The 19,349-nt window shown below is 62.2% G+C and carries 19 protein-coding genes; 13 read left to right on the forward strand and 6 right to left on the reverse strand.

Annotated features, from left to right (window positions below; genetic code table 11):
* Positions 1–15: 15 nt before the first annotated feature.
* Positions 16–810, reverse strand: a complete 795-nt coding sequence (locus tag HMPREF3145_RS05795) for a DUF4439 domain-containing protein (RefSeq protein ID WP_246815343.1) — start codon at positions 808–810, stop codon at positions 16–18.
* A gap of 30 nt (positions 811–840) precedes the next feature.
* Here HMPREF3145_RS05795 and rimP point away from each other — a divergent pair, with 30 nt between their 5' ends.
* From rimP to HMPREF3145_RS05840, 9 genes are all read left to right on the forward strand, one after another.
* Entirely contained in the window at positions 841–1,392 is a 552-nt protein-coding gene (gene rimP / locus HMPREF3145_RS05800) for a ribosome maturation factor RimP (protein ID WP_070422288.1), read from the forward strand.
* Positions 1,389–2,402, forward strand: coding sequence for a transcription termination factor NusA (gene nusA / locus HMPREF3145_RS05805; protein ID WP_070422289.1), 1,014 nt, complete (start codon positions 1,389–1,391; stop codon positions 2,400–2,402). Before rimP ends, nusA begins: the two co-directional genes overlap by 4 nt.
* Positions 2,403–2,591: 189 nt before the next feature.
* Positions 2,592–2,915 carry a YlxR family protein gene (locus tag HMPREF3145_RS05810; protein WP_070422290.1) on the forward strand — a complete coding sequence of 108 codons (324 nt, stop codon included), beginning with the start codon at positions 2,592–2,594 and terminating at the stop codon, positions 2,913–2,915.
* A gap of 106 nt (positions 2,916–3,021) precedes the next feature.
* Positions 3,022–5,817 carry a translation initiation factor IF-2 gene (gene infB, locus HMPREF3145_RS05815; protein ID WP_070422291.1) on the forward strand — a complete coding sequence of 932 codons (2,796 nt, stop codon included), beginning with the start codon at positions 3,022–3,024 and terminating at the stop codon, positions 5,815–5,817.
* A gap of 95 nt (positions 5,818–5,912) precedes the next feature.
* Entirely contained in the window at positions 5,913–6,353 is a 441-nt protein-coding gene (gene rbfA, locus HMPREF3145_RS05820; protein WP_070422292.1) for a 30S ribosome-binding factor RbfA, read from the forward strand.
* The gene (locus HMPREF3145_RS05825; RefSeq protein ID WP_246817517.1) at positions 6,340–7,344 is read left to right on the forward strand and encodes a DHH family phosphoesterase; all 1,005 of its coding nucleotides are present in this window, start codon (positions 6,340–6,342) and stop codon (positions 7,342–7,344) included. The genes rbfA and HMPREF3145_RS05825 overlap by 14 nt, the downstream gene beginning before the upstream one ends.
* Complete coding sequence (locus HMPREF3145_RS05830; protein WP_070422293.1) at positions 7,341–8,675, forward strand: MATE family efflux transporter; 1,335 nt, start codon at positions 7,341–7,343, stop codon at positions 8,673–8,675. Before HMPREF3145_RS05825 ends, HMPREF3145_RS05830 begins: the two co-directional genes overlap by 4 nt.
* Entirely contained in the window at positions 8,672–9,469 is a 798-nt protein-coding gene (locus tag HMPREF3145_RS05835) for a metallophosphoesterase family protein (protein ID WP_070422294.1), read from the forward strand. Before HMPREF3145_RS05830 ends, HMPREF3145_RS05835 begins: the two co-directional genes overlap by 4 nt.
* Positions 9,470–9,471: 2 nt before the next feature.
* Entirely contained in the window at positions 9,472–10,125 is a 654-nt protein-coding gene (locus tag HMPREF3145_RS05840; RefSeq protein WP_070422295.1) for a 4'-phosphopantetheinyl transferase family protein, read from the forward strand.
* Between the two features lie 3 nt (positions 10,126–10,128).
* Here HMPREF3145_RS05840 and truB read toward each other — a convergent pair whose 3' ends face one another.
* The gene (gene truB, locus HMPREF3145_RS05845; protein WP_070422296.1) at positions 10,129–11,022 is read right to left on the reverse strand and encodes a tRNA pseudouridine(55) synthase TruB; all 894 of its coding nucleotides are present in this window, start codon (positions 11,020–11,022) and stop codon (positions 10,129–10,131) included.
* A gap of 21 nt (positions 11,023–11,043) precedes the next feature.
* On the opposite strand from truB, the gene HMPREF3145_RS05850 reads away from it, so the two are divergent.
* The 4 genes from HMPREF3145_RS05850 to HMPREF3145_RS05865 all read left to right on the forward strand — a co-directional run bounded on the left by HMPREF3145_RS05850 (position 11,044) and on the right by HMPREF3145_RS05865 (position 15,777).
* Positions 11,044–12,024, forward strand: a complete 981-nt coding sequence (locus tag HMPREF3145_RS05850; protein WP_141740824.1) for a bifunctional riboflavin kinase/FAD synthetase — start codon at positions 11,044–11,046, stop codon at positions 12,022–12,024.
* The gene (locus tag HMPREF3145_RS05855) at positions 12,021–12,983 is read left to right on the forward strand and encodes a nucleoside hydrolase (protein WP_070422297.1); all 963 of its coding nucleotides are present in this window, start codon (positions 12,021–12,023) and stop codon (positions 12,981–12,983) included. Before HMPREF3145_RS05850 ends, HMPREF3145_RS05855 begins: the two co-directional genes overlap by 4 nt.
* Before the next feature lie 102 nt (positions 12,984–13,085).
* Positions 13,086–13,355, forward strand: a complete 270-nt coding sequence (gene rpsO / locus HMPREF3145_RS05860; RefSeq protein WP_070422298.1) for a 30S ribosomal protein S15 — start codon at positions 13,086–13,088, stop codon at positions 13,353–13,355.
* Positions 13,356–13,452: 97 nt separating this feature from the next.
* Positions 13,453–15,777: a polyribonucleotide nucleotidyltransferase gene (locus HMPREF3145_RS05865; RefSeq protein WP_070422398.1), complete on the forward strand. Its 2,325-nt coding sequence runs from the start codon at positions 13,453–13,455 to the stop codon at positions 15,775–15,777.
* Positions 15,778–15,832: 55 nt separating this feature from the next.
* Here the strand turns inward: HMPREF3145_RS05865 and HMPREF3145_RS05870 are convergent, their stop codons facing one another.
* The 4 genes from HMPREF3145_RS05870 to HMPREF3145_RS05885 are packed head-to-tail and all read right to left on the reverse strand — an operon-like array spanning position 15,833 to position 19,301.
* Complete coding sequence (locus HMPREF3145_RS05870; protein WP_141740825.1) at positions 15,833–17,398, reverse strand: succinic semialdehyde dehydrogenase; 1,566 nt, start codon at positions 17,396–17,398, stop codon at positions 15,833–15,835.
* 10 nt (positions 17,399–17,408) lie between these two features.
* Complete coding sequence (locus tag HMPREF3145_RS05875; protein ID WP_070422299.1) at positions 17,409–18,380, reverse strand: oxygenase MpaB family protein; 972 nt, start codon at positions 18,378–18,380, stop codon at positions 17,409–17,411.
* A gap of 19 nt (positions 18,381–18,399) precedes the next feature.
* Positions 18,400–18,651, reverse strand: coding sequence for a hypothetical protein (locus HMPREF3145_RS05880; protein ID WP_070422300.1), 252 nt, complete (start codon positions 18,649–18,651; stop codon positions 18,400–18,402).
* Complete coding sequence (locus HMPREF3145_RS05885) at positions 18,651–19,301, reverse strand: AMIN-like domain-containing (lipo)protein (protein ID WP_070422301.1); 651 nt, start codon at positions 19,299–19,301, stop codon at positions 18,651–18,653. The genes HMPREF3145_RS05880 and HMPREF3145_RS05885 overlap by 1 nt, the downstream gene beginning before the upstream one ends.
* Between the last annotated feature and the right edge of the window lie 48 nt (positions 19,302–19,349).

Below are 19,349 nucleotides of genomic sequence, written 5' to 3' on the forward strand. Positions count from 1 at the left end.
GGCTAGACGCGACGGCTAGGCCCGCTGGGCGTGGGCGGCGAGTTGGATTGCCGCCTTGCGCCACTGCTTGGTCTCTGCGTGAGCGGCGGCGTAGCGCCACTGTTTGACAAGGTCACCGTGCATCGTTTCGACGAGCGCGGTGGCCTCTTGCGTTGTCTGGGGGTCGTTGTAGCCGTCCGCGAAGGTGTATCCGGCGGCGGGAACTAACGATTGGCCGTCTGTGTCGCCGAGCAGTTCCGTAAGCGCCTCGGTGCGTTCGTGGGATGCCTCGCGCAGTTCGCTAATGCGGGTGCGCAAAGCCTCGTCGGCATGGGCGAGCGCGAGGCCGAGGCCGTAATACATCGCGTTTTCGCGGGCGAGGAGGTCGGCGGCGGATTGGGTCGCGGCGTCGTCGTCAAGCGGGCCCTCGATCTCAATCTTGACAGGAGTGAGCGCAAGCGCATCGATGGCTTGGGCTACTACGAGGTCAACCGAATCGTCAGGCACCTTGTCGGCGGCGGTGACGGTGTGCTCCAAAAGGGCTGCGCCGTCCGCGGCTGCCGGAAGGTCGGTGTCGCCATACCCGACGTTGCAGGACTGCGGGGTCTGTCCAGTTTCGTCCGTGCCGCACAGGCGCAGTGCTTCGTCTTGAAGCTGCTCGCTCTGGAACTTGCGCAGTTCCGCCCACTCGGGGTGCTCCCCGAACACCCAATCAGCGGAGGCTTGCTTGGCCAGCGACATGATCTCGCCGTTGGCGCGAGGGCCGACAACATCCATCACTGTGCAACTGGTCAGGAGCAGTACAGCTGGCAAAACAAGCAGTTTCTTCACCCGCTGCACGTTACACGCTAGGTTTGACGCATGGCATTTCCCACAAATAACGAACTTGAACAATTGGTCGCCCCTGTCGTGAAGGCGTACGCGATGGACATTGAGAACATTCGCACCGTCAAGGCGGGGAAGAAATCGCAGGTCGTTATTGCGCTCGACTCGGATACGCACCCGACGCTGGATGAGTTGGAGGAAGTGTCCAATGAGCTATCAACGCTTTTCGACGACCTCGAGCAGCGCGGGGAAGTCAACTTCGGCGCCGGATACACGCTTGAACTGACCACCCCTGGTGTGGATATGCCGCTGACGCAGCCGCGACACTTCCGTCGCAACCAGGGCCGTCTGATTAAGGCGGGTGAGCAGAAGTGGCGCATCGCCGTACTGGATGAGGCGCAGGAGCATGTTGCGCTGGTGCGTTCGTCGAAAAAGGGCGATGAGGTGCGAATTGCACCGGTTTCAGAAATTGCTGGTGCAGTGGTAGAAATTGAGTTCAACGCGCCGCCAGCAGCAGAAGTTGAGCTGGCGGATCAGACGTTTGCAGAGCTCGAAGCCGCAGCGGCGGCACAGGAAGGAAACAAGTGAATATCGACTTGAACGCGCTGAAAACCATCGAAGAGCAGCAAGGCATTTCGATGGAGGATCTGCTGACCACCATCGCAAACGCGTTGCTGTTTTCATACCGCGAGTTCAAGGAGGAAAGCGGTACGGAGCGTTCCAAGGCGCGTGTGGACATTGACACCGAAACGGGCGACGTTGCCGTTATCGTCAGCGAGCTCGACGCCGAAGGCGAAGTCATCTCTGAATACGACGACACGCCGGTGAACTTCTCCCGAATTGGTTCCGTCGCCGTGCGTGACGCGATCAAGGGCCGTCTGCGCCAAGCGGAGGCTGGCCGCGTTTACGGCGAGTACGCCGAACTCGAGGGCCAGATTGTCTCTGGGCTGGTCCAGCGCGATGCCCACGCAGAGGCGCGCGGCATCAGCATCGTCCAGCTCGGTACGGAGGCAGACCCGCAGGACGGCATCCTGCTGCCGGCAGAGAAGATCCCGGGCGAAGTGTTGCGCCACGGCGATCGCATCAAGGCTTACGTGGTGGGTGTGAACAAGGGCGACAAGCGCGTGCAGGTCAACCTGTCGCGCACGCACCCCGAGTTGGTTCGAGGCCTGTTCGCACTCGAGGTGCCGGAGGTAGCCGACGGTTCGGTAGAGATTGTCAGCATCGCGCGCGAGGCAGGCCACCGCTCCAAGGTTGCGGTGCGTGCAACCGTCAAGGGTGTCAACGCCAAGGGCGCGTGCATCGGGCCTCGAGGAGCGCGCGTGACCAACATCATGCAGCAGCTCGGCGGCGAAAAGATCGACATCATCGATTGGGATGCGGACCCGGCGAAGTACGTCGGTAACTCCCTGGCCCCCTCGAAAGTGGTGGATGTCACGGTGCTCGATGCGGATATGCAAGCGGCTCGCGTGACGGTGCCGGACTATCAGCTCTCCTTGGCCATCGGCAAGGAAGGCCAAAACGCCCGCCTGGCCGCCCGCCTGACCGGCTGGAAGATCGACATCCGCTCCGACGCTGATATCGCCGACGACGAATAAGGTCTTTGCCAACGTTTATGAAACCCGCAGGAAGTACAGATTCTGCGGGTTTTCGCGTACAGTGTTTAACGGCTTTGCGTCCGCACGTTGGGTGCGGCGGCCCACCACGCACACGAGTGCGCCGGTGTGAGACATAACGGCACAGTGTTAGACGGCAGATAGGTTGCGGGAAGGATGCGAATGAGCGGAATGCGTAAGCACCCCATCCGCACACGTACCTGTATTGCCACCCGAAAAACTCACCCCGACGTCGAACTGTTGCGCGTGGTCGCCGATCCGGACGTGCCGGGGAAGATCCTCGCCGACCCGGACCGGAGACTGCCTGGTCGGGGAGCATGGATTACCCCGTCGTTGGACGCAGTCGAGCTGGCGGAACAACGCCGCGCCTTTGGGCGAGCGCTCCGTCTGTCTGCGAAAGTAGACCTAGGTCATGTACGTACGTACCTCGCCTCGTCGCAAAGCAGAAGCGCCGAGGCGGTCGACCCAGAGAATGAAGGAAAGACCGAACACTGATGAGTACGCAACCATGAAGCAGCATCAGCGATGAAAGTCACTGACCACGTCTAGGGGCCGGTAGCCGAAGGGCACTGGGCTCCTAGCATGAACAACAAGGAGACATGTGTCCGGAAAGCTACGCGTACACGAGTTGGCTAAGCAGCTCGGCGTAACAAGTAAGGAATTACTCGCAACCCTGAAAGAACAGGGTGAGTTTGTGAAGACGGCGTCGTCGACCATTGAGCCGCCTGTCATCAAGAAGATGAAGGCGCACTACGCCAAGCTCAATGGCGGTGGCGCAGACGACAACGAAAAGAAGGAAGCACCGACTCCGGCGAAACCGCCGCTGAAGAAGCCTGGCCAGAACCGTGCCAAGCCTGCAGCGCCGAAGCCCGCCGGTTCCGCACCAAAGCCGGGCGAGGCTGCGAAGCCGAAGCCGGCTCCGGCTGCTCCGAAGGCACCGGCTGCGAAGCCTGCTGGTGCGTCGGCACCGAAGCCGGGCGCACCGAAACCAGGTGCGCCGAAGCCTGCAGCGCCGAAGCCTGCCGGTTCCGCACCAAAGCCGGGCGCACCTAAACCCGCAGCTCCAAAGCCTGCAGCGCCGAAGCCGGCTGCTGCGAAGAAGGACGGCCCGACTCCGGGCGGTATGCCTCGCCCGATGCCGAAGCCTGGTGGACGCCCGCGCGTTGCTAACAACCCGTTCTCGTCCAATACCGGCGGTGGGCAGCGCCCGCCGCGTCCGGGTGGACGTCCGGGGCAGGGTCGCGGTGGCCAGGGCGGCCCACGCCCGGGTGGTGCCCGTCAGGGTGGCGGCAACCGTCCGTCCCCGGCGGATATGCCGGCAGGTCCGTCGCCGACACAAATGCCTGCGAAGGCTGCACCGGCTGGTGGCCGCGGCGGTGGCCGTGGTCGTGGCCGTGGTGGCCAGAACGGGCCACAGCGTGGCGGTTTCGGCGGACCGGGTGGCGGTTTCCGCGGTCGCGGCGGACGTCGCGGCGGTACCGCAGGTGCATTCGGCCGTCCGGGTGGTGCACCCGGCAAGCGCCGCAAGTCCAAGGGCCAGAAGAGGGCTGAGTACGAGGAGATGCACAAGCCGAACGTCATCGGTGGCGTTCGTCTCCCCGACGGCGGTGGCAAGACCGTTCGCCTGCGCCAAGGCGCGACCCTGTCTGACCTCGCTGAGAAGATCAACACCGATGCATCGTCGCTGGTGCAGGCGCTGTTCAACCTCGGTGAGATGGTGACGGCAACGCAGTCCGTGTCTGAGGACACCCTGCAGCTGCTCGGCGCTGAGATCAACTACGAGGTCCAGATCGTCTCGCCTGAGGACGAGGACCGCGAACTGCTTGAGTCCTTCGACCTGCAATTCGGTGAGGACGAAGGCGGCGAAGAGGAGCTCGAGCAGCGTCCTCCAGTGGTCTCCGTCATGGGTCACGTCGACCACGGTAAGACCCGCCTGTTGGACTCCATCCGCAAGGCAAACGTGGGTCGTGGCGAGGCCGGCGGTATTACCCAGGGCATTGGTGCATACCAGACCGAGGTCACCCTCGACGGCCACCCGCGTAAGATCACGTTCCTGGATACCCCGGGCCACGAGGCGTTTACCGCCATGCGTGCCCGTGGTGCGAAGTCGACCGACTTGGCCATCCTCGTGGTGGCAGCGGACGACGGCGTCATGCCGCAGACCGTTGAGGCGATTAACCACGCCAAGGCTGCGGAACTGCCGATCGTGGTTGCAGTGAACAAGGTGGATAAGCCGGAGGCTTCCCCGGAGAAGATCCGTGGTCAGCTCACCGAGTACGGCCTCGTGCCGGAAGAGTACGGCGGCGACACCATGTTCATTGACATCTCCGCGAAGCAGGGCACCGGTATCGACAACCTGCTGGAGGCTGTGCTCCTGACCGCAGATGCGGCGCTTGAGCTCACGGCGAACCCAGACATGGACGCACAAGGTATTGCCATCGAGTCCCACCTGGACCGTGGCCGTGGCCCGGTGTCCACCGTCATCGTGCAGCGCGGCACCCTGCGTGTCGGTGACTCGATTGTCGTCGGCGGCAACTTCGGTCGCGTGCGTCGCATGGTCGACGAGTGGGGCGAGGACGTGGAAGAGGCAGGCCCGTCCCGTCCGGTTCAGGTCCAGGGCCTCAACGGTGTTCCTGGCCCGGGCGACAACTTGCTCGTGGTTGAGGATGACCGTGTGGCTCGCCAGATTGCTGCGCAGCGTGACGCTCGTCAGCGTGCGGCGATGCAGGCACGTCGTAAGAAGCGTGTCTCTTTGGAGAACCTGGATCAGGCTCTCAAGGAGCGCAGCCAGCTCAACCTCATCCTCAAGGGCGACAACGCCGGTTCGGTGGAAGCCCTCGAGGAGGCGCTGCTCAAGATCGAGGTCGACGACGAGGTGCAGGTCAACATCATCGACCGTGGCGTCGGTGCTGTGACCCAGACCAACGTCACCCTCGCGGCGGCATCCGACGCCATCATCATTGGCTTCAACGTCCGCGCGGACGGCAAGGCCACGGAAGAGGCGAATGCCGAAGGCGTGGAGATCCGCTACTACTCGGTCATCTACCAGGCGATCGAGGATGTGGAGCAGGCGCTCAAGGGCATGCTCAAGCCGATCTACGAAGAGCGCGACCTGGGCGAAGCCGAGATCCGTCAGATCTTCAAGGCTTCCGCAGTCGGCCTCATCGCAGGTTGCATGGTTACCGAGGGCAAGGTCAAGCGCGGTGCGAAGCTGCGCCTGGTCCGCGACGGCAACGTCATTACTCCGGATGCGTCGATCGATTCGCTGCGCCGCGAGAAGGACGACGTCAACGAGGTAGCCAAGGGCTACGAGTGCGGCATGGTGCTGTCCTACCCGGATATCCAGGTGGGCGACATCATTCAGACCTACGAGATGGTCGAGGTCCCGCGCGACTAGTCGTCGCAAAGCAATTGCTTATCGACGAAACCCCCGCCCCGCACGCACGTGCTCGGCGGGGGTTACACTATGCAGAAGTTTTGAGGAGGAGTGACATGGCTGATAACACCCGCGCCCAGCGGTTGGCGAAGCAGATTCAGACGATTGTTGCTTCCGCGATTGAGCGGGAGATTAAGGACCGCCGGCTGGAGTTGGTCACTGTGACCGACACCCGAGTCACCGGGGACCTTCATGACGCCACCATTTACTACACAGTGCGTGGCCAAGAGATCGACGACGAACCTGACTACGAGCAGGCCGCTGAGGCGCTCAACCGTGCTCGCGGGCAGATCCGCAAGATCGTGGGTGATCAGCTTTCGGTTCGGTTCACGCCGACCATCTCGTTTGAGCGCGATACCGTGCCGGAAGCTTCCGCGCACATGGAGGAGTTGCTCAACCGTGCACGCGCGCGTGATGAGGAGCTAGCAAAGCTGCGCGCAAATGCGAAGCCGGCTGGCGATGCTGACCCGTACAAGCGCTCCGGTGAAGGGGAGTAGTGCCCTGAACAGCCAGCTGTTTGCGGAGCATGCTCCGCTATTTGCCGAGGTTGCCGAGCGTATCCGCGCCGCGGACCGCGTCAACGTGGTCGCACACATCAACCCCGATGCGGATGCGATCGGATCGGCGTGTGCGCTCGCAAAGGGGCTCACGGCGCTTGGTATCGACAACGACGTTTACATTGGCCAGCCGTTGCCGCACCCGGCGAATATGCGCACTATCCCGGGAGTCGATGAGATCATCTACGGCGAAACTTTGCCGGAGGATGGCCTTGTTGTCACCGTGGATTGTGCCTCCGCAGATCGCACAGGAGCATTCCTGGTCGATGTTACGGATAGCCCGTCGCGCGTTGTTGTCATCGATCACCACAACACCAACCCCGGTTTCGGCGACATGAATTTGATCGTCGAGTCCGAATCGACCACAACGATGATCCGCGAGTTGCTTGATCATCTTGGGGTGGAGCTTGACGAGGACATCGCGTACTGCCTGTACGCGGGCTTGGTCACCGACACCGGCAGCTTCCGGTGGGGCACACCGAGGATGCACCGTTTGGCCGCGGAGCTGATGGGCTACGGCCTGAATACTCGCCAGATTGCGCTGGACCTGATGGACACGATGAGTGCGACTGACCTCCAGCTCATGGGCGCGGTGTTGGCGGAAACCCAGATCATTCCGGTCAAGGGGCTCTCCGTTGCAGTGCTCACCATTCCCACGGGGTTGTTAGCGCGCATGAGCCAGCCAACGGTCGAGGCGATCATCGACTACGCCCGTGCCCTTGAAGGCACCGACGTCGGCGTGGTGTTGAAGCAGTACAGCAGCAAGCACTGGGCGATGTCGCTGCGTTCTACGGTGCTGAATGTTTCAACCGTCGCGCGCTCTCTTGGCGGTGGCGGACACAAGGCAGCAGCGGGGTACTCGGCCACCGGTTCGCGCTCTGAGGTCGTCCGCGACCTGCTCGACGCATTGCCGGAACCCGCCGACCGATGAGGGGCGCGGACGCTGCCCGCACACCAACCGCGCGGGATATCTTGATGCTCGCGCTGCCCGCGCTCGGCGTGCTGGCAGCCAACCCGCTGTACCTGTTGCTGGATACCGCTGTCGTTGGCAGGCTCGGCACCGCGCAGCTGGCTGCACTCGCTGCAGGCGCTGCCATTCAGTCGACCGTGACAACCCAATTAACGTTTTTGTCCTATGGCACGACGGCGCGAAGCTCGCGGTTTTATGGTGCCGGAAAACGCGATCAGGCAGTCGAGGAAGGTGTACAAGCTACCTGGGTAGCGCTCGGGGTGGGCGCGATCTTGGCGCTGATTGTGTGGGTGTTCGCCCAGCCGTTGGCGATGGCGCTTGCAGGTGACGTTGAGACGAGTGTGCGCGCTGCGTCCTGGATGCGTGTATCCGCATTCGCCATCCCAATGACGCTGATCATCATGGCCGGAAATGGCTGGATGCGCGGCGTGCAAAATACGCGATTGCCGTTCTACTTAACGCTGTGTGGCCTCATTCCCGGCGCGATCTCGTTGCCGTTATTGGTGAACCAGTACGGGCTTGTGGGCTCCGCGATATCCAACGTGATTGGCATGGGGATCACATCAACGTTGTTCGTGGTGTTTCTTATCAGGGAGCACCGGACGTCGGGCCGGGGCTGGGCGCCGCAGTGGTCGGTGATTTCCAAGCAGCTCGTGTTAGGCCGCGACCTGATTTTGCGGTCGTTATCGTTTCAAGTCTCGTTGCTGACCGCTGCTGCAGTTGCTGGTCGCTTCGGCGTGGTTGCGCTTGCTGCTCACCAGTTGATGCTGCAGCTGTGGAACTTCCTCACACTCGTGCTTGATTCGCTGGCTATTGCGGCGCAGACCCTGACCGGCTCGGCTTTGGGGCGGGCAGGGGCGCAGGACGCACGCGCCGTTGGTGAGCACGCACTGAAGTACTCGATGGTCTTCGCGGTCGTGCTGGCCGTGGTGTTCGCGTTGTTCCGTGAGCCGATTCTGGGTTTGTTTACGCAGGATCAGGCGGTCGTCGATACGCTGCAGCTGCCGTGGCTGTTGTTTATCGCCATGATCATCGCCGGGGGAGCGGTGTTTGCGCTCGACGGGGTGCTGCTTGGTGCGGCGGATGCGGCGTACCTGCGCAACCTGACACTGTTTTCGCTGCTCGGGGTTGCGCTGCCGATCATCATCGCTTCCGGTTTCTTTGGCTGGGGCCTGACCGGTATTTGGGTCGGACAACTCGGCCAAATCCTTGTGCGCCTCGTAGGTGTAGTGCACAGGTTCCGTTCCATGCGATGGGCAGTGACAAGCGGTGATGGTAGGAATGACGCATGACCACGACACTCTGGGCAGTCAGCGACCTGCACGCCGCAGTGAAGCTCAACGGCCCAAAAATCGACGACATCCAGCCTACTGACCCGTCTGACTGGCTCATCGTCGCTGGCGACGTGGCCGAACGGTTCGAACTCATCGTTGAAGTGATGACAGAACTGGCCAGTCGGTTCGACACCGTCATCTGGGTGCCCGGCAACCACGAGCTATTTTGCCGTTCTGCGGACAGGTACCGCGGCCGAGAAAAGTACGCCATGCTAGTTCAAGCGATGCGCGCTATCGGTGTGATTACCCCGGAAGATCGCTATCCGGTGTTCGGCGGAGTGACCATCGCGCCGCTATTTACGCTGTACGACTATTCGTTCCGCAGCAGGGAAATGACTGTCGACGAAGCCCTGCAGGCCGCCCACGACAACAACGTGGTGATGACAGACGAGTTTGCCATCGCACCATTTGTGGATATCCGTGGCTGGTGCTGGGACCGTTTGGCCTACACCACCAAACGCTTATCCCGCATTAGCGGGCCGACGATTCTGGTCAACCACTGGCCGCTGGTGCAGGAGCCGGTGCAGCGCATGATGTGGTCCGAAATCGCCCTGTGGTGCGGGACCCGGCACACCAGGACATGGCCCAAGCGCTACAACGCGCAGGCAGTGGTGTACGGTCACCTGCACATGCCGGGGGTGACCAAGGTCGATGGCGTCGACCACATTGAGGTCTCCCTGGGCTATCCGCGCGAGTGGCGCCACCACCCGTCCACGCGGCAATTCCCGTACCCGGTCATGGAGGTTGAATAGTGATGCAAGATATTTCGCTGTTTCCTCCAGAAGCACGCTGCGTCTTTTTACTTACCGACGACGCCGGCGACCTCACCCGCTACGACCACCTCCATCCGGCAGAGCGCCAGGAAGTAAAGACTGCGGTGGACCTGCGCAAGGGAGAGTTCGGCGATGCCCGCTGGTGCGCACACCAGGCACTGCGCGAACTGGGCGTGGAATCTGCAGGCGCGATCCTGCGCGGGGAACGCGGTATGCCGTTGTGGCCAGAGGGGTTTACCGGCTCGCTGACCCATACCGATGGCCTGCGCGCCGCTGTCGCAGCACCAACCCGGTACGTACTGTCGATGGGGCTCGATGCGGAGCCGGCAGAATCGCTGCCAGACGGGGTGCTGGAGTCGATCGCCAGTGATACTGAGATCGCGATGGTCAACGGTATGCGTGAGCAGGGGCAGCAATGGGCCGACCGGCTGCTGTTTTGCGCCAAGGAAGCGACCTACAAGTGCTGGTTTCCGATGACACGGCGTTGGCTAGATTTCGACGAAGCCGAAATTGAGTTGCGCGCCGACGGCACGTTTGTCTCGCAGCTCCTCGCCCGTCCCGCGCCGGTGCCGGTGTTTGAGGGCCGCTGGGTGGTCCGTGGTGGCTACGCGGTGGCTTCCACGTACGTGCGCTAAGAGCTAAAGTGTGGATGGCCGCGCCACAAACACCGTGGCGAGGCGCTTGCCCTGCTCTTTGACCAGGGCGACTGCTTTGCCGTCTGGTCCAACGGCGGCGTGCACGCCCTTCAAACCGCGCGGCTCGAGCCACTTGCCCATGGATAGCGCCGCGTATTCATCAGCAGTGACATCAAGCACCGGCCACGAGCGGGTCAGTGTCTCATCCATGGTCAGTGACAACACAGCATTGTCTTCCAACGCGTCGAGGGTGTGAGCGTCGTCGATGGAGAACGGGCCGACGGAGGTTCGTCGCAAAGCAATCAAATGCCCGCCAACCCCCAACGCCGCGCCGAGGTCGCGGCCCAGCGAGCGGATATAGGTGCCGGAGGAACAATGCACGCGGGCGTCGATGTCGACGACGCCATCGTGGTGGCGGATCTCGCTGACATCGAAAGCGTGGACGGTCACGGGGCGGGGAGGAATGGTGACCTCCTCACCGGCGCGCACCAGTTCGTGGGCTCGGCGCCCATCGATCTTGATCGCGGACACCTTCGACGGAACCTGCATGATATCGCCGGTCAGCAGTGCGATCTGCTCGTGGATCGCGTCGTCGGTAACCGCGGACGCGTCGTGCGTTTCGGTGATCTCGCCCTCCGCATCGTCTGTGGTCGTGGACGCACCGAGGCGGATCGTCGTTTCGTAGACCTTGTCCTCTGCGACCAGGTGCGCCAGCAGCTTCGTGCCGCGCTCAATGCCTGCGACAAGCACGCCCGTGGCCATCGGGTCGAGCGTGCCAGCGTGGCCAACCTTGCGCGTGCCAAAGAAGCGGCGCAGTCGCGCGACCACGTCATGACTCGTCAAGCCCTGAGGCTTATCGACGACAACAATGCCGGACTTTTCGAGGGGATCGTTCATGCTTTTGAAGTATGCCGTACTGTGTCCTCCGTGGATATTTTGCGTGGCCTCGACGCAGTGCCGGAAACATTTGGCGAGCCTGGTGGCACCGTCGTCACTATCGGCGTCTTTGACGGTGTGCACAGAGGCCACCAACTGCTGATCTCGAAGGCCGTGGATACCGCACGTGAACTCGGTGTGCCGAGCGTGGTCATGACCTTTGACCCGCACCCCGTGACGGTATTCGCACCAGGTCACACGCCTGCGGCGCTGATGTCGCTTGAGGAGCGCGCCCGCCACATCGCTGAGTTGGGCGTGGACTACTTGCTTGTCATTGATTTCCGGCACGAGCTCGGCGGGGTTTCGCCCGAGGGGTACGTGGAGGACGTACTCGTGGGCCAACTGCGCGCCCGCCACGTGCTGGTGGGGGAGAATTTCACCTTTGGTAGGGATGCCGCAGGCACCGCTACAACCATGGCGCAGCTAGGGGAGCGCGCAGGCATCGACGTGACGATTGTGCGATTGCTTTCCGACGGCGGCGTCAAGGTCTGCTCCACCGCCATCCGCGACGAACTCTCCGGCGGAAACGTACAAACGGCGACCGACTACATGGGACGGCCGTTCTCTGTGATCGCACCGATTGAACGTGGTGCCGGCCGTGGCGGCAAGGAACTGGGGTACCCGACGGCCAACCAGTACGCATCCGATGCGGCCGCGATCCCGGCTGACGGTGTCTACGCGGGCTGGCTCACCATCATCGACGACGCCCCCATCGACGGCGACATGGAACCCGGCGTGCGCTACCCAGCGGCGATCTCCGTGGGGACGAACCCCACGTTTGGCGACAACCGGCGCAGCGTTGAGTCGTTTGTGCTCGACCGCGACGCTGACCTGTACGGGCGGATGGCCCGAGTGGAGTTCGTGGGCAAGGTTCGCGACATGGTCAAGTTTGACTCCGTTGAGGAATTACTTGAGCACATGGCGCGCGATGTGGACACCACCCGCGATATTCTCGGTGCATGACCACGAAGCTGATCCTGGACCTTGACACCGGCATCGACGATGCCCTGGCACTGGCGTACGCACTCGCGTCGCCCGAAGTAGAACTCATCGGCGTGACCTGCACCTACGGCAACGTGGTTGTCGAAGATTCGGTGCGCAACACCCTCGCCATCTTGGAGCTGTTTGGCCGCACAGACATTCCGGTGTTCGCAGGCCCAGACCACGCACGCGCGAAGGACTCCTTCGAGGTCCAGGAGATCTCCGCGTTCATCCACGGCAAAAATGGCATTGGCGAGGTGGAGATCCCTGATCCGACGCGTCAGGTGGAATCGACGTCTGCGGTGGACTTCCTCGTCGAATCGGTTACGGCGTACGGCGATGACCTCATCATCGTGCCCACAGGCCCGTCCACCACAATCGCGGCAGCGGTCGAGGCATCCAACGTGTTCCGCGAAAACGCCAATATTGTGATGATGGGCGGCGCACTCACCGTCCCTGGCAACGTCACTGCCTGGTCTGAGGCGAACATCAACCAGGACCCTGAGGCCACCGATGTGTTGTTCCGAAAGCTACGTAACGTCACCATGATTGGTCTTGACGTCACGCTGCAAACGCTTTTGACCACTAAAGAGACCGCGAAGTGGGCCGAACTGGGCACCACCGGCGGGAAGTTCCTTGCCGACATCACGAACTACTACATCGACGCCTACAAGACCACCTCGCCACACCTTGGTGGCTGCGGACTGCACGACCCGTTGGCGGTTGCCGTGGCTATCCAGCCGGGTTTGGTGGACACGCTTGGCATCAACATGAAGGTGGACACCGAGGGCGAGACGCGTGGGCGCACGATTGGCGACGAAACCCGCCTGAACGACCCGGACAAGTCCGCCGCAGTGGCCGTCACGGTAGACACCGCAGGTTTTCTCGAGGAGTTCATGCGACGTCTGACGAGTTTGGCGCAGTCCACGCCGGTCGTGTAACCTCTTTGAGGTCTTGCGCCAGACGACTGTGGTTCGCGGCAGTTATGGTGCAGCACAGACTTTTTCCGTAGAACGCGAACTGAAACAACCAAGGAGCACCTCATGGCACTGTCCACTGAGAAGAAGGCCGAAATCCTCAAGGAGTACGGCATCCACGAGACCGACACCGGTTCCACCGAGGCACAGGTTGCGCTGCTCACCGCGCGTATCAACAACCTGACCGAGCACCTGAAGGACCACCAGCACGATCACCACTCTCGTCGTGGCCTGCTGCTGCTCGTTGGTCGTCGTCGTGGTCTGCTGAAGTACCTGCGCGAGAACAATGTTGATCGCTACCGTGATCTCATTGCCCGTCTGGGTCTTCGTCGCTAAGCAATAGCGCAAAAAAATAACGCCTCACCTGCGCGGTGGGGCGTTTTTTGCTATTATTGCTGGCCGTTGCAAGAACACCTATGACATGGCGGCACCGATGATCGCCAACACGCCTTCGAAGGAGAGGGATCTTTTGCGCAACTTTAAGCCAAACAACTCGTTTGATGTCCACGTCGATGAAGATTTCGGCGTCACCGAAGCGGTTGCCACGCTGGATAACGGCGACTTCGGCACCCGCACCATTCGTTTCGAGACCGGCCAGCTCGCGCGCCAGGCCGACGGTTCCGTCACCACGTACCTCGACGAAGAGACCATGATGCTGGCCACCACCACCGCATCCAACCAGCCGCGCGAAGGATTCGACTTCTTCCCGCTGACCGTCGACGTTGAAGAGCGCATGTACGCCGCGGGCAAGATCCCGGGTTCGTTCTTCCGTCGCGAGGGCCGCCCGTCCACCCAGGCGATCCTGGCGTGCCGTCTGATCGACCGCCCGCTGCGCCCGACCTTTGTTAAGGGCCTGCGCAACGAGGTTCAGGTTGTCATCACGGTGCTGTCGCAGCACCCGGAGGAGTACTACGACGTTGTCGCGATCAACGGCGCGTCCGCCGCGACGCAGCTTTCCGGCCTGCCGGTGTCCGGACCGGTTGGTGGCGTGCGCATGGCACTGCTTGCCGACGATAAGCACCCCGAGGGCCAGTGGGTCGCATTCCCGAACTATGAGCAGCACGAGCGTTGCCTGTTCGAAATGGTCGTTGCTGGCCGCATGGTTGAGCGTAAGCGTGGCCGCAAGACCGAGGAAGATGTCGCCATCATGATGGTGGAGGCAGGCGCCGGCGTGAACGTGGTCGAGCAGATCAAGAAGGGCTACCCAGCCCCGACTGAGAAGACCGTTGCAGAAGGCCTCGAGGCAGCCAAGCCTTACATCGAGACCCTGTGCCGTGCGCAGCGTGCGCTTACCAGCGAGGTTTCCACCGAGCAGAAGGAATTCCCGCTCTTCCCGGCGTACTCCGAGAAGGTGTTCAAGGCCGTTGAGAAGAAGGCCGCGAAGAAGCTGGCCAAGCTGATGACCATCGCGTCCAAGGCTGAGCGCGAGAACGCCACCAACGAGTACATGGAAGACATCGAGGAAGATCTGTTCGACTCCTTCGATATCGACGATGACGAGCGCGAGGAGCGCGACGCAGCATCGAAGGAAATCCGCGCCGCGTACAATGCACTGCAGAAGCAGATCGTGCGCGAGAAAATCCTCACCGAGGGCTTCCGTATCGACGGCCGCGGCGTGACCGATATCCGCGACCTCGGCGTCGAGGTGGAGCTCATCCCGCGTGCCCACGGCTCTGCGTTGTTCGAGCGTGGCGAGACCCAGATTCTCGGCGTGACCACCCTGGACATGCTGAAGATGGAGCAGCACCTCGACTCGCTGCACCCGGAAGAGTCCAAGCGCTACATCCACCACTACAACTTCCCGCCGTACTCCACTGGTGAGACCGGACGCGTCGGCTCTCCGAAGCGCCGCGAAATCGGCCACGGTGCGCTCGCCGAGCGTGCCCTTGAGCCGGTGATCCCGTCGCGTGAGGCGTTCCCGTACACGATCCGTCAGGTTTCCGAGGCGCTCGGTTCTAACGGCTCGACCTCGATGGGCTCCGTGTGTGCTTCCACGCTGTCGCTGTACAACGCTGGTGTGCCGCTGGCAGCACCGGTTGCGGGTATCGCGATGGGTCTGGTCTCCGGCGAGGTCAACGGTGAAACCGAATACGTTGCGTTGACCGACATCCTCGGTGCCGAAGACGCGTTCGGCGACATGGACTTTAAGGTCGCCGGTACCCGCGAGTTCATCACCGCCCTGCAGCTAGACACCAAGCTCGACGGCATTCCGTCCAGCGTTCTTGCAGATGCGCTGAACCAGGCCCGCGACGCCCGCGAGGCTATCCTGGACACCATGGCTGAGGTCATCGACGGCCCGGACGAGATGAACCCGCTCGCACCGAAGATCACCACCGTGAAGATCCCGGTATCCAAGATCGGCGAGCTGATCGGCCCGAAGGGCAAGACCATCAACCAGATCACCGAGGACACCGGCGCAGACATCTCCATCGAGGACGATGGCACCGTGTTCGTCTCCGCCACCTCCGGTGAGGCTGCCGACGCCGCGATTGAGAAGGTCAATGCGATCGCGAACCCGCAGATGCCGAAGGTGGGCGAGCGCTACCTGGGCACCGTGGTCAAGACCGTGGCGTTCGGCGCGTTCGTGTCCATCACCCCGGGCACCGATGGCCTGATCCACATCTCCAACCTGGGTGGTAACACCCGTGTGGAGAAGGTCGAGGACGTCATCAACGTCGGCGACAAGGTCGAGGTTGAGATCCGCGACATCGACAACCGTGGCAAGATCTCGCTTGTCCCGGTGGAGGACAACGCGTAGTTTTTCGCAAACATCATGGGCGCTTCCCAGTTGGGGAAGCGCCCGTTTTGTCTTGCTAGGGCAGAAGACGCAACCTTTTGCCAAGCGCCAGTGCCGAGGTCATGAGCGGGCCGTAGAGCCGCTTCGGCATCGCGTGTGGGCCGCGCATAGTCACGATGCGTTGCTGTGCGATGTTTTTCACCTCGGTGTACTTGGTCATCCCGTCGCGTCCGTGGCGCCGGCCCATCCCGGATTCCTTTACCCCGCCCAGCGGGGTTGCCATCGAGCCCCATGTAGCGGCGTAGCCGTCGTTGATCGTCACGCTGCCGGCTTCAACGCGGCGCGCGATCTCCCAGGCGGTGTGCGGGGATGCAAACACGGAGGCGTTAAGTCCGTAGGGGAGGGCGTTAGCCAGATCGATCGCCTCGTCGACGCTGCCCACACGCTGGACATACACGACGGGGCCGAACACCTCTTCCTCACGCAGGTTCGCGTCAGCGGGTAGGTCTGCGAGAACGGTCGGCGCGAAGTGGAGAGGGCCAACATCTGGGCGAGGTGTGCCACCGGTGACCACCCGTGCACCCTTCGCTACGGCGTCGTCGACGTAGGTCTGCACCCGTTTGAGCTGGGTATCGTCGATAAGCGAGCCCATGTCATAGTCCCAGTTCAGTCCCTTGCCCAAGGTGAGTGATTCGGTGGAGTGGGTGAACGCGTGCAGGAAGTCGTCGTAAATGTCTGTGTGGACGTAGATGCGTTCGATGGACACACACAACTGACCCGCGTTGGAGAAGCACGCGATAGCCATTGTGCGCGCGTGCTTTTGTACGTCGGCGTCCGGCGCGACGATCATCGTGTTTTTGCCGCCGAGTTCCGCGGAATAGCCGATGAGCCGTTCGCCGACAGTGCGGCCCAGTTTCTTGCCGGTGGCGGTGGAGCCGGTGAACATCAGGTAGTCGCACCGCTCGGCTATCGCACCGCCGACTTTTTGGCCGGAGCCTGTCACGACTTGGAACACGTCCGCTGGAAGGCCAGCCTCCACGAGCAGTTGCTTGACGACGAGACACGAAAACGGCGTCTTCCAATCCGGCTTCGCCACCACAGCGTTGCCAGCGATAAGAGCCGGGATGGCGTCAGAAATAGCCAGGGAAAGCGGGTAGTTCCACGGACTGATCTGGCCGACAACACCGACGGGGATGCGTTGCTCCCGCGCACGGGTCAGCAGAGGTAGAGCACCCGGGCGTCGTTTCTCTGCCAGAAACGTTGCTGCGTTGCGGGCGTAGTACCGGGCATTATTGAGCACGTCGAGCACTTCGTCGAACGCTGCCGTTCGGTCCTTGCCGGTCTCGAGCTGCACGATGTCCGCCAGCACGTCGCGGTGCCGGTAGACCAGCGAATGGAACGCGTCGAACACCGCGGTGCGATCCGCCAGGCTGCGCTCCGCCCACGCACGCTGCGCCACACGGGCGCGGCGAAACGCCTCATCCACGTCGTCTGTGGTGCCTGCGGGGACGGTGCCGAGGGGCTCGTCGATAAGCGGAGATGCGACGGAGATCACCTCGCCGCCGTGGTTCGTCGTCAGGGCGACGAGCTCGCTCTGAAGGTGTGCGGGCAGTGGTTGTTCGCGGAGGCGTTTTGGCAGCATAACGCCGATGCTAGACGGGGCAACCGCCGGACGTTGCGTCTTGGCTCTTCGGAGAGTACGGGGTGATCAGTTTCGGTTCCTTGTACTTGCCGGAGATCATGCCGTTTTTGATCATCAGCGAGCGCCCTGGCTCCATGTAGCGCTTGTCCTCAGGCAGGATCTTGAACACACCGCGGATAAACCTTGCGATTCGGTTGAAGCGGCGCTGGTCGCGGTGCGTCCAGTCGAGGTCGAGGATCTGGCGCTCCTTGTCGTTGAGCGTGCCCACCGTCAGCCAAATCACGCTGCGCATGATCGGCTTCCAGATGACCTTCCACACAGCCTCGGGGACACCATCCGGTGCCTTCACCGGTTCGACGCGGGCGGTACGCAGCGCGAAATCGACCGTATCGTTGCGCTCAAGCACAGTGTCTTCCATCTCTTCGATGTAGGCGATCAGGTCGTCGTAGTTGTCAATGACAGGGCGCTCGGACAGGCCGTACAAGTCCCACCAGGTCACGCCTTCGCGCACGATCTGGTCTTTCTCCGCGTGGGTAAACGGGGTCCCGAACAGTTCCTGAGCGAGGATGACACGGTAGACGAATGTTGCGTGTGCCCACCAGTAGGTTTCTGGGTTGAGCGAGTGGTAGCGCTTGCCGTCGCGGAGCTTGCCCTTGATATCTACGTGGTAATCGCGGATTTGTTTACCGATCACGTCCTGGTCGTCGTAAATCGACGCGATGATTTGCGGGGTGGAGCGCTCGAGGCGTGCGAAGGGCTCCTCGAAAAACTTCGAGTGGTCCAGCAGTGACTGGCCGATGGCTGGGTGCATATTCTGCAGCACGCCGGTGTAGCCGCGCAGGAGTTGAATGCGGTTGTCGGCGCCCCATTTCCACAGCAGCGAGTCAGGGCCGAGCGGTGCGCGTTTTACGTCGCGCTTGCCGGTTTTGACACTGCCGTCGAGCAGGTCGTCGAAGCTATCGGATGGCTGTGGCCTTGGCATGGTGTGAAGCGTAACACAATCACGCTCTCCCTTGACCTGTCTCACTGGAAGTTTCTTCCGAATCGTCACGATGGCCGAGCAATTCTTCGCGACGATTCCACGTAAACAATCCGGCAAGCGGCGAGATACCGAAAAGCAGGCCCCAGCGGCGCTTGGCGTCGTCGTCAAGATCGCTGCGCTGAATCTCGCGCAACTTGCGCCACAAGACGAACAACCCAAGGACACTCACCCCGATGACGAAGGCGAGCCCAAGCCACGATGTGGCGTTCATTACTTCTGAAAGTCCACGACGATGCGGGTCGGGTTTTCAAGCACGCTGAGCTTGTACGGGCGCTGCTTGTCCAAACCGACAACGTACTGGGCGTCCGCTTCGAACACGCCGCCGTCCGCGATCTCCGTGATGCTGCCGGCCGCCACGCCGGCAGGGCTGGACTTAGCCAAGACTGCCTCATCTGCAGACATACTTAGCGGCACACCCTGGATGATCAGCGTGAAGTACGCATTACCGGCGGGTTTCAGTGGGAGGCCGGAAGCCTGCTGGCGCGGGTCGGTGTCGTACCCGGCGATCACGCTCGGCGAACCGGTGCCAGACAGTTCCACTACGAGGCGGTCGTATCCCTCGTGCGAACCAGCACGCACGTCTTCGACCATCATCTCGGCGAGTTGCTCGGACTGGATGTGTGTGTCTTCGAGCGAGAACCCATCTTTGGTGGGGGGCTCTACGGGGGCAGCTGCTGCGGCAGGGGAGACATCAGTGGTCGTCGCCGCTTCGCTCGAGGTAGCGGTCGTGCTCTGCGACGTTGGTGCTGTAACGGTGGCGTCGGTACTGGCGTCGGTGCCGGCGTCGTTGTCCGCAGAGCACGCGCCGAGCAGCAGCGCCGCAATGGCACCCGGGATAAGTAGTGTCGTGTGGCGTTTCATAGTCGCCCAGCTTAGGTGGCGCTACCATTGCGGGCGAGCGAAAGAAAG

The organism is Corynebacterium sp. HMSC05C01, from assembly GCF_001807155.1.
Taxonomy (GTDB): domain Bacteria; phylum Actinomycetota; class Actinomycetes; order Mycobacteriales; family Mycobacteriaceae; genus Corynebacterium; species Corynebacterium coyleae.

Coding starts and splice junctions, on each gene's coding strand:
- HMPREF3145_RS05885 (WP_070422301.1), bottom strand. CDS start 19,301: ATGAAACGCCACACGACACTACTTATCCCGGGTGCCATTGCGGCGCTG.
- HMPREF3145_RS05875 (WP_070422299.1), bottom strand. CDS start 18,380: ATGCCAAGGCCACAGCCATCCGATAGCTTCGACGACCTGCTCGACGGC.
- rimP (WP_070422288.1), top strand. CDS start 841: ATGGCATTTCCCACAAATAACGAACTTGAACAATTGGTCGCCCCTGTC.
- rbfA (WP_070422292.1), top strand. CDS start 5,913: ATGGCTGATAACACCCGCGCCCAGCGGTTGGCGAAGCAGATTCAGACG.
- HMPREF3145_RS05865 (WP_070422398.1), top strand. CDS start 13,453: ATGATCGCCAACACGCCTTCGAAGGAGAGGGATCTTTTGCGCAACTTT.
- HMPREF3145_RS05840 (WP_070422295.1), top strand. CDS start 9,472: ATGCAAGATATTTCGCTGTTTCCTCCAGAAGCACGCTGCGTCTTTTTA.
- HMPREF3145_RS05870 (WP_141740825.1), bottom strand. CDS start 17,398: ATGCTGCCAAAACGCCTCCGCGAACAACCACTGCCCGCACACCTTCAG.
- truB (WP_070422296.1), bottom strand. CDS start 11,022: ATGAACGATCCCCTCGAAAAGTCCGGCATTGTTGTCGTCGATAAGCCT.
- HMPREF3145_RS05835 (WP_070422294.1), top strand. CDS start 8,672: ATGACCACGACACTCTGGGCAGTCAGCGACCTGCACGCCGCAGTGAAG.
- HMPREF3145_RS05855 (WP_070422297.1), top strand. CDS start 12,021: ATGACCACGAAGCTGATCCTGGACCTTGACACCGGCATCGACGATGCC.
- rpsO (WP_070422298.1), top strand. CDS start 13,086: ATGGCACTGTCCACTGAGAAGAAGGCCGAAATCCTCAAGGAGTACGGC.
- HMPREF3145_RS05830 (WP_070422293.1), top strand. CDS start 7,341: ATGAGGGGCGCGGACGCTGCCCGCACACCAACCGCGCGGGATATCTTG.
- HMPREF3145_RS05810 (WP_070422290.1), top strand. CDS start 2,592: ATGCGTAAGCACCCCATCCGCACACGTACCTGTATTGCCACCCGAAAA.
- HMPREF3145_RS05880 (WP_070422300.1), bottom strand. CDS start 18,651: ATGAACGCCACATCGTGGCTTGGGCTCGCCTTCGTCATCGGGGTGAGT.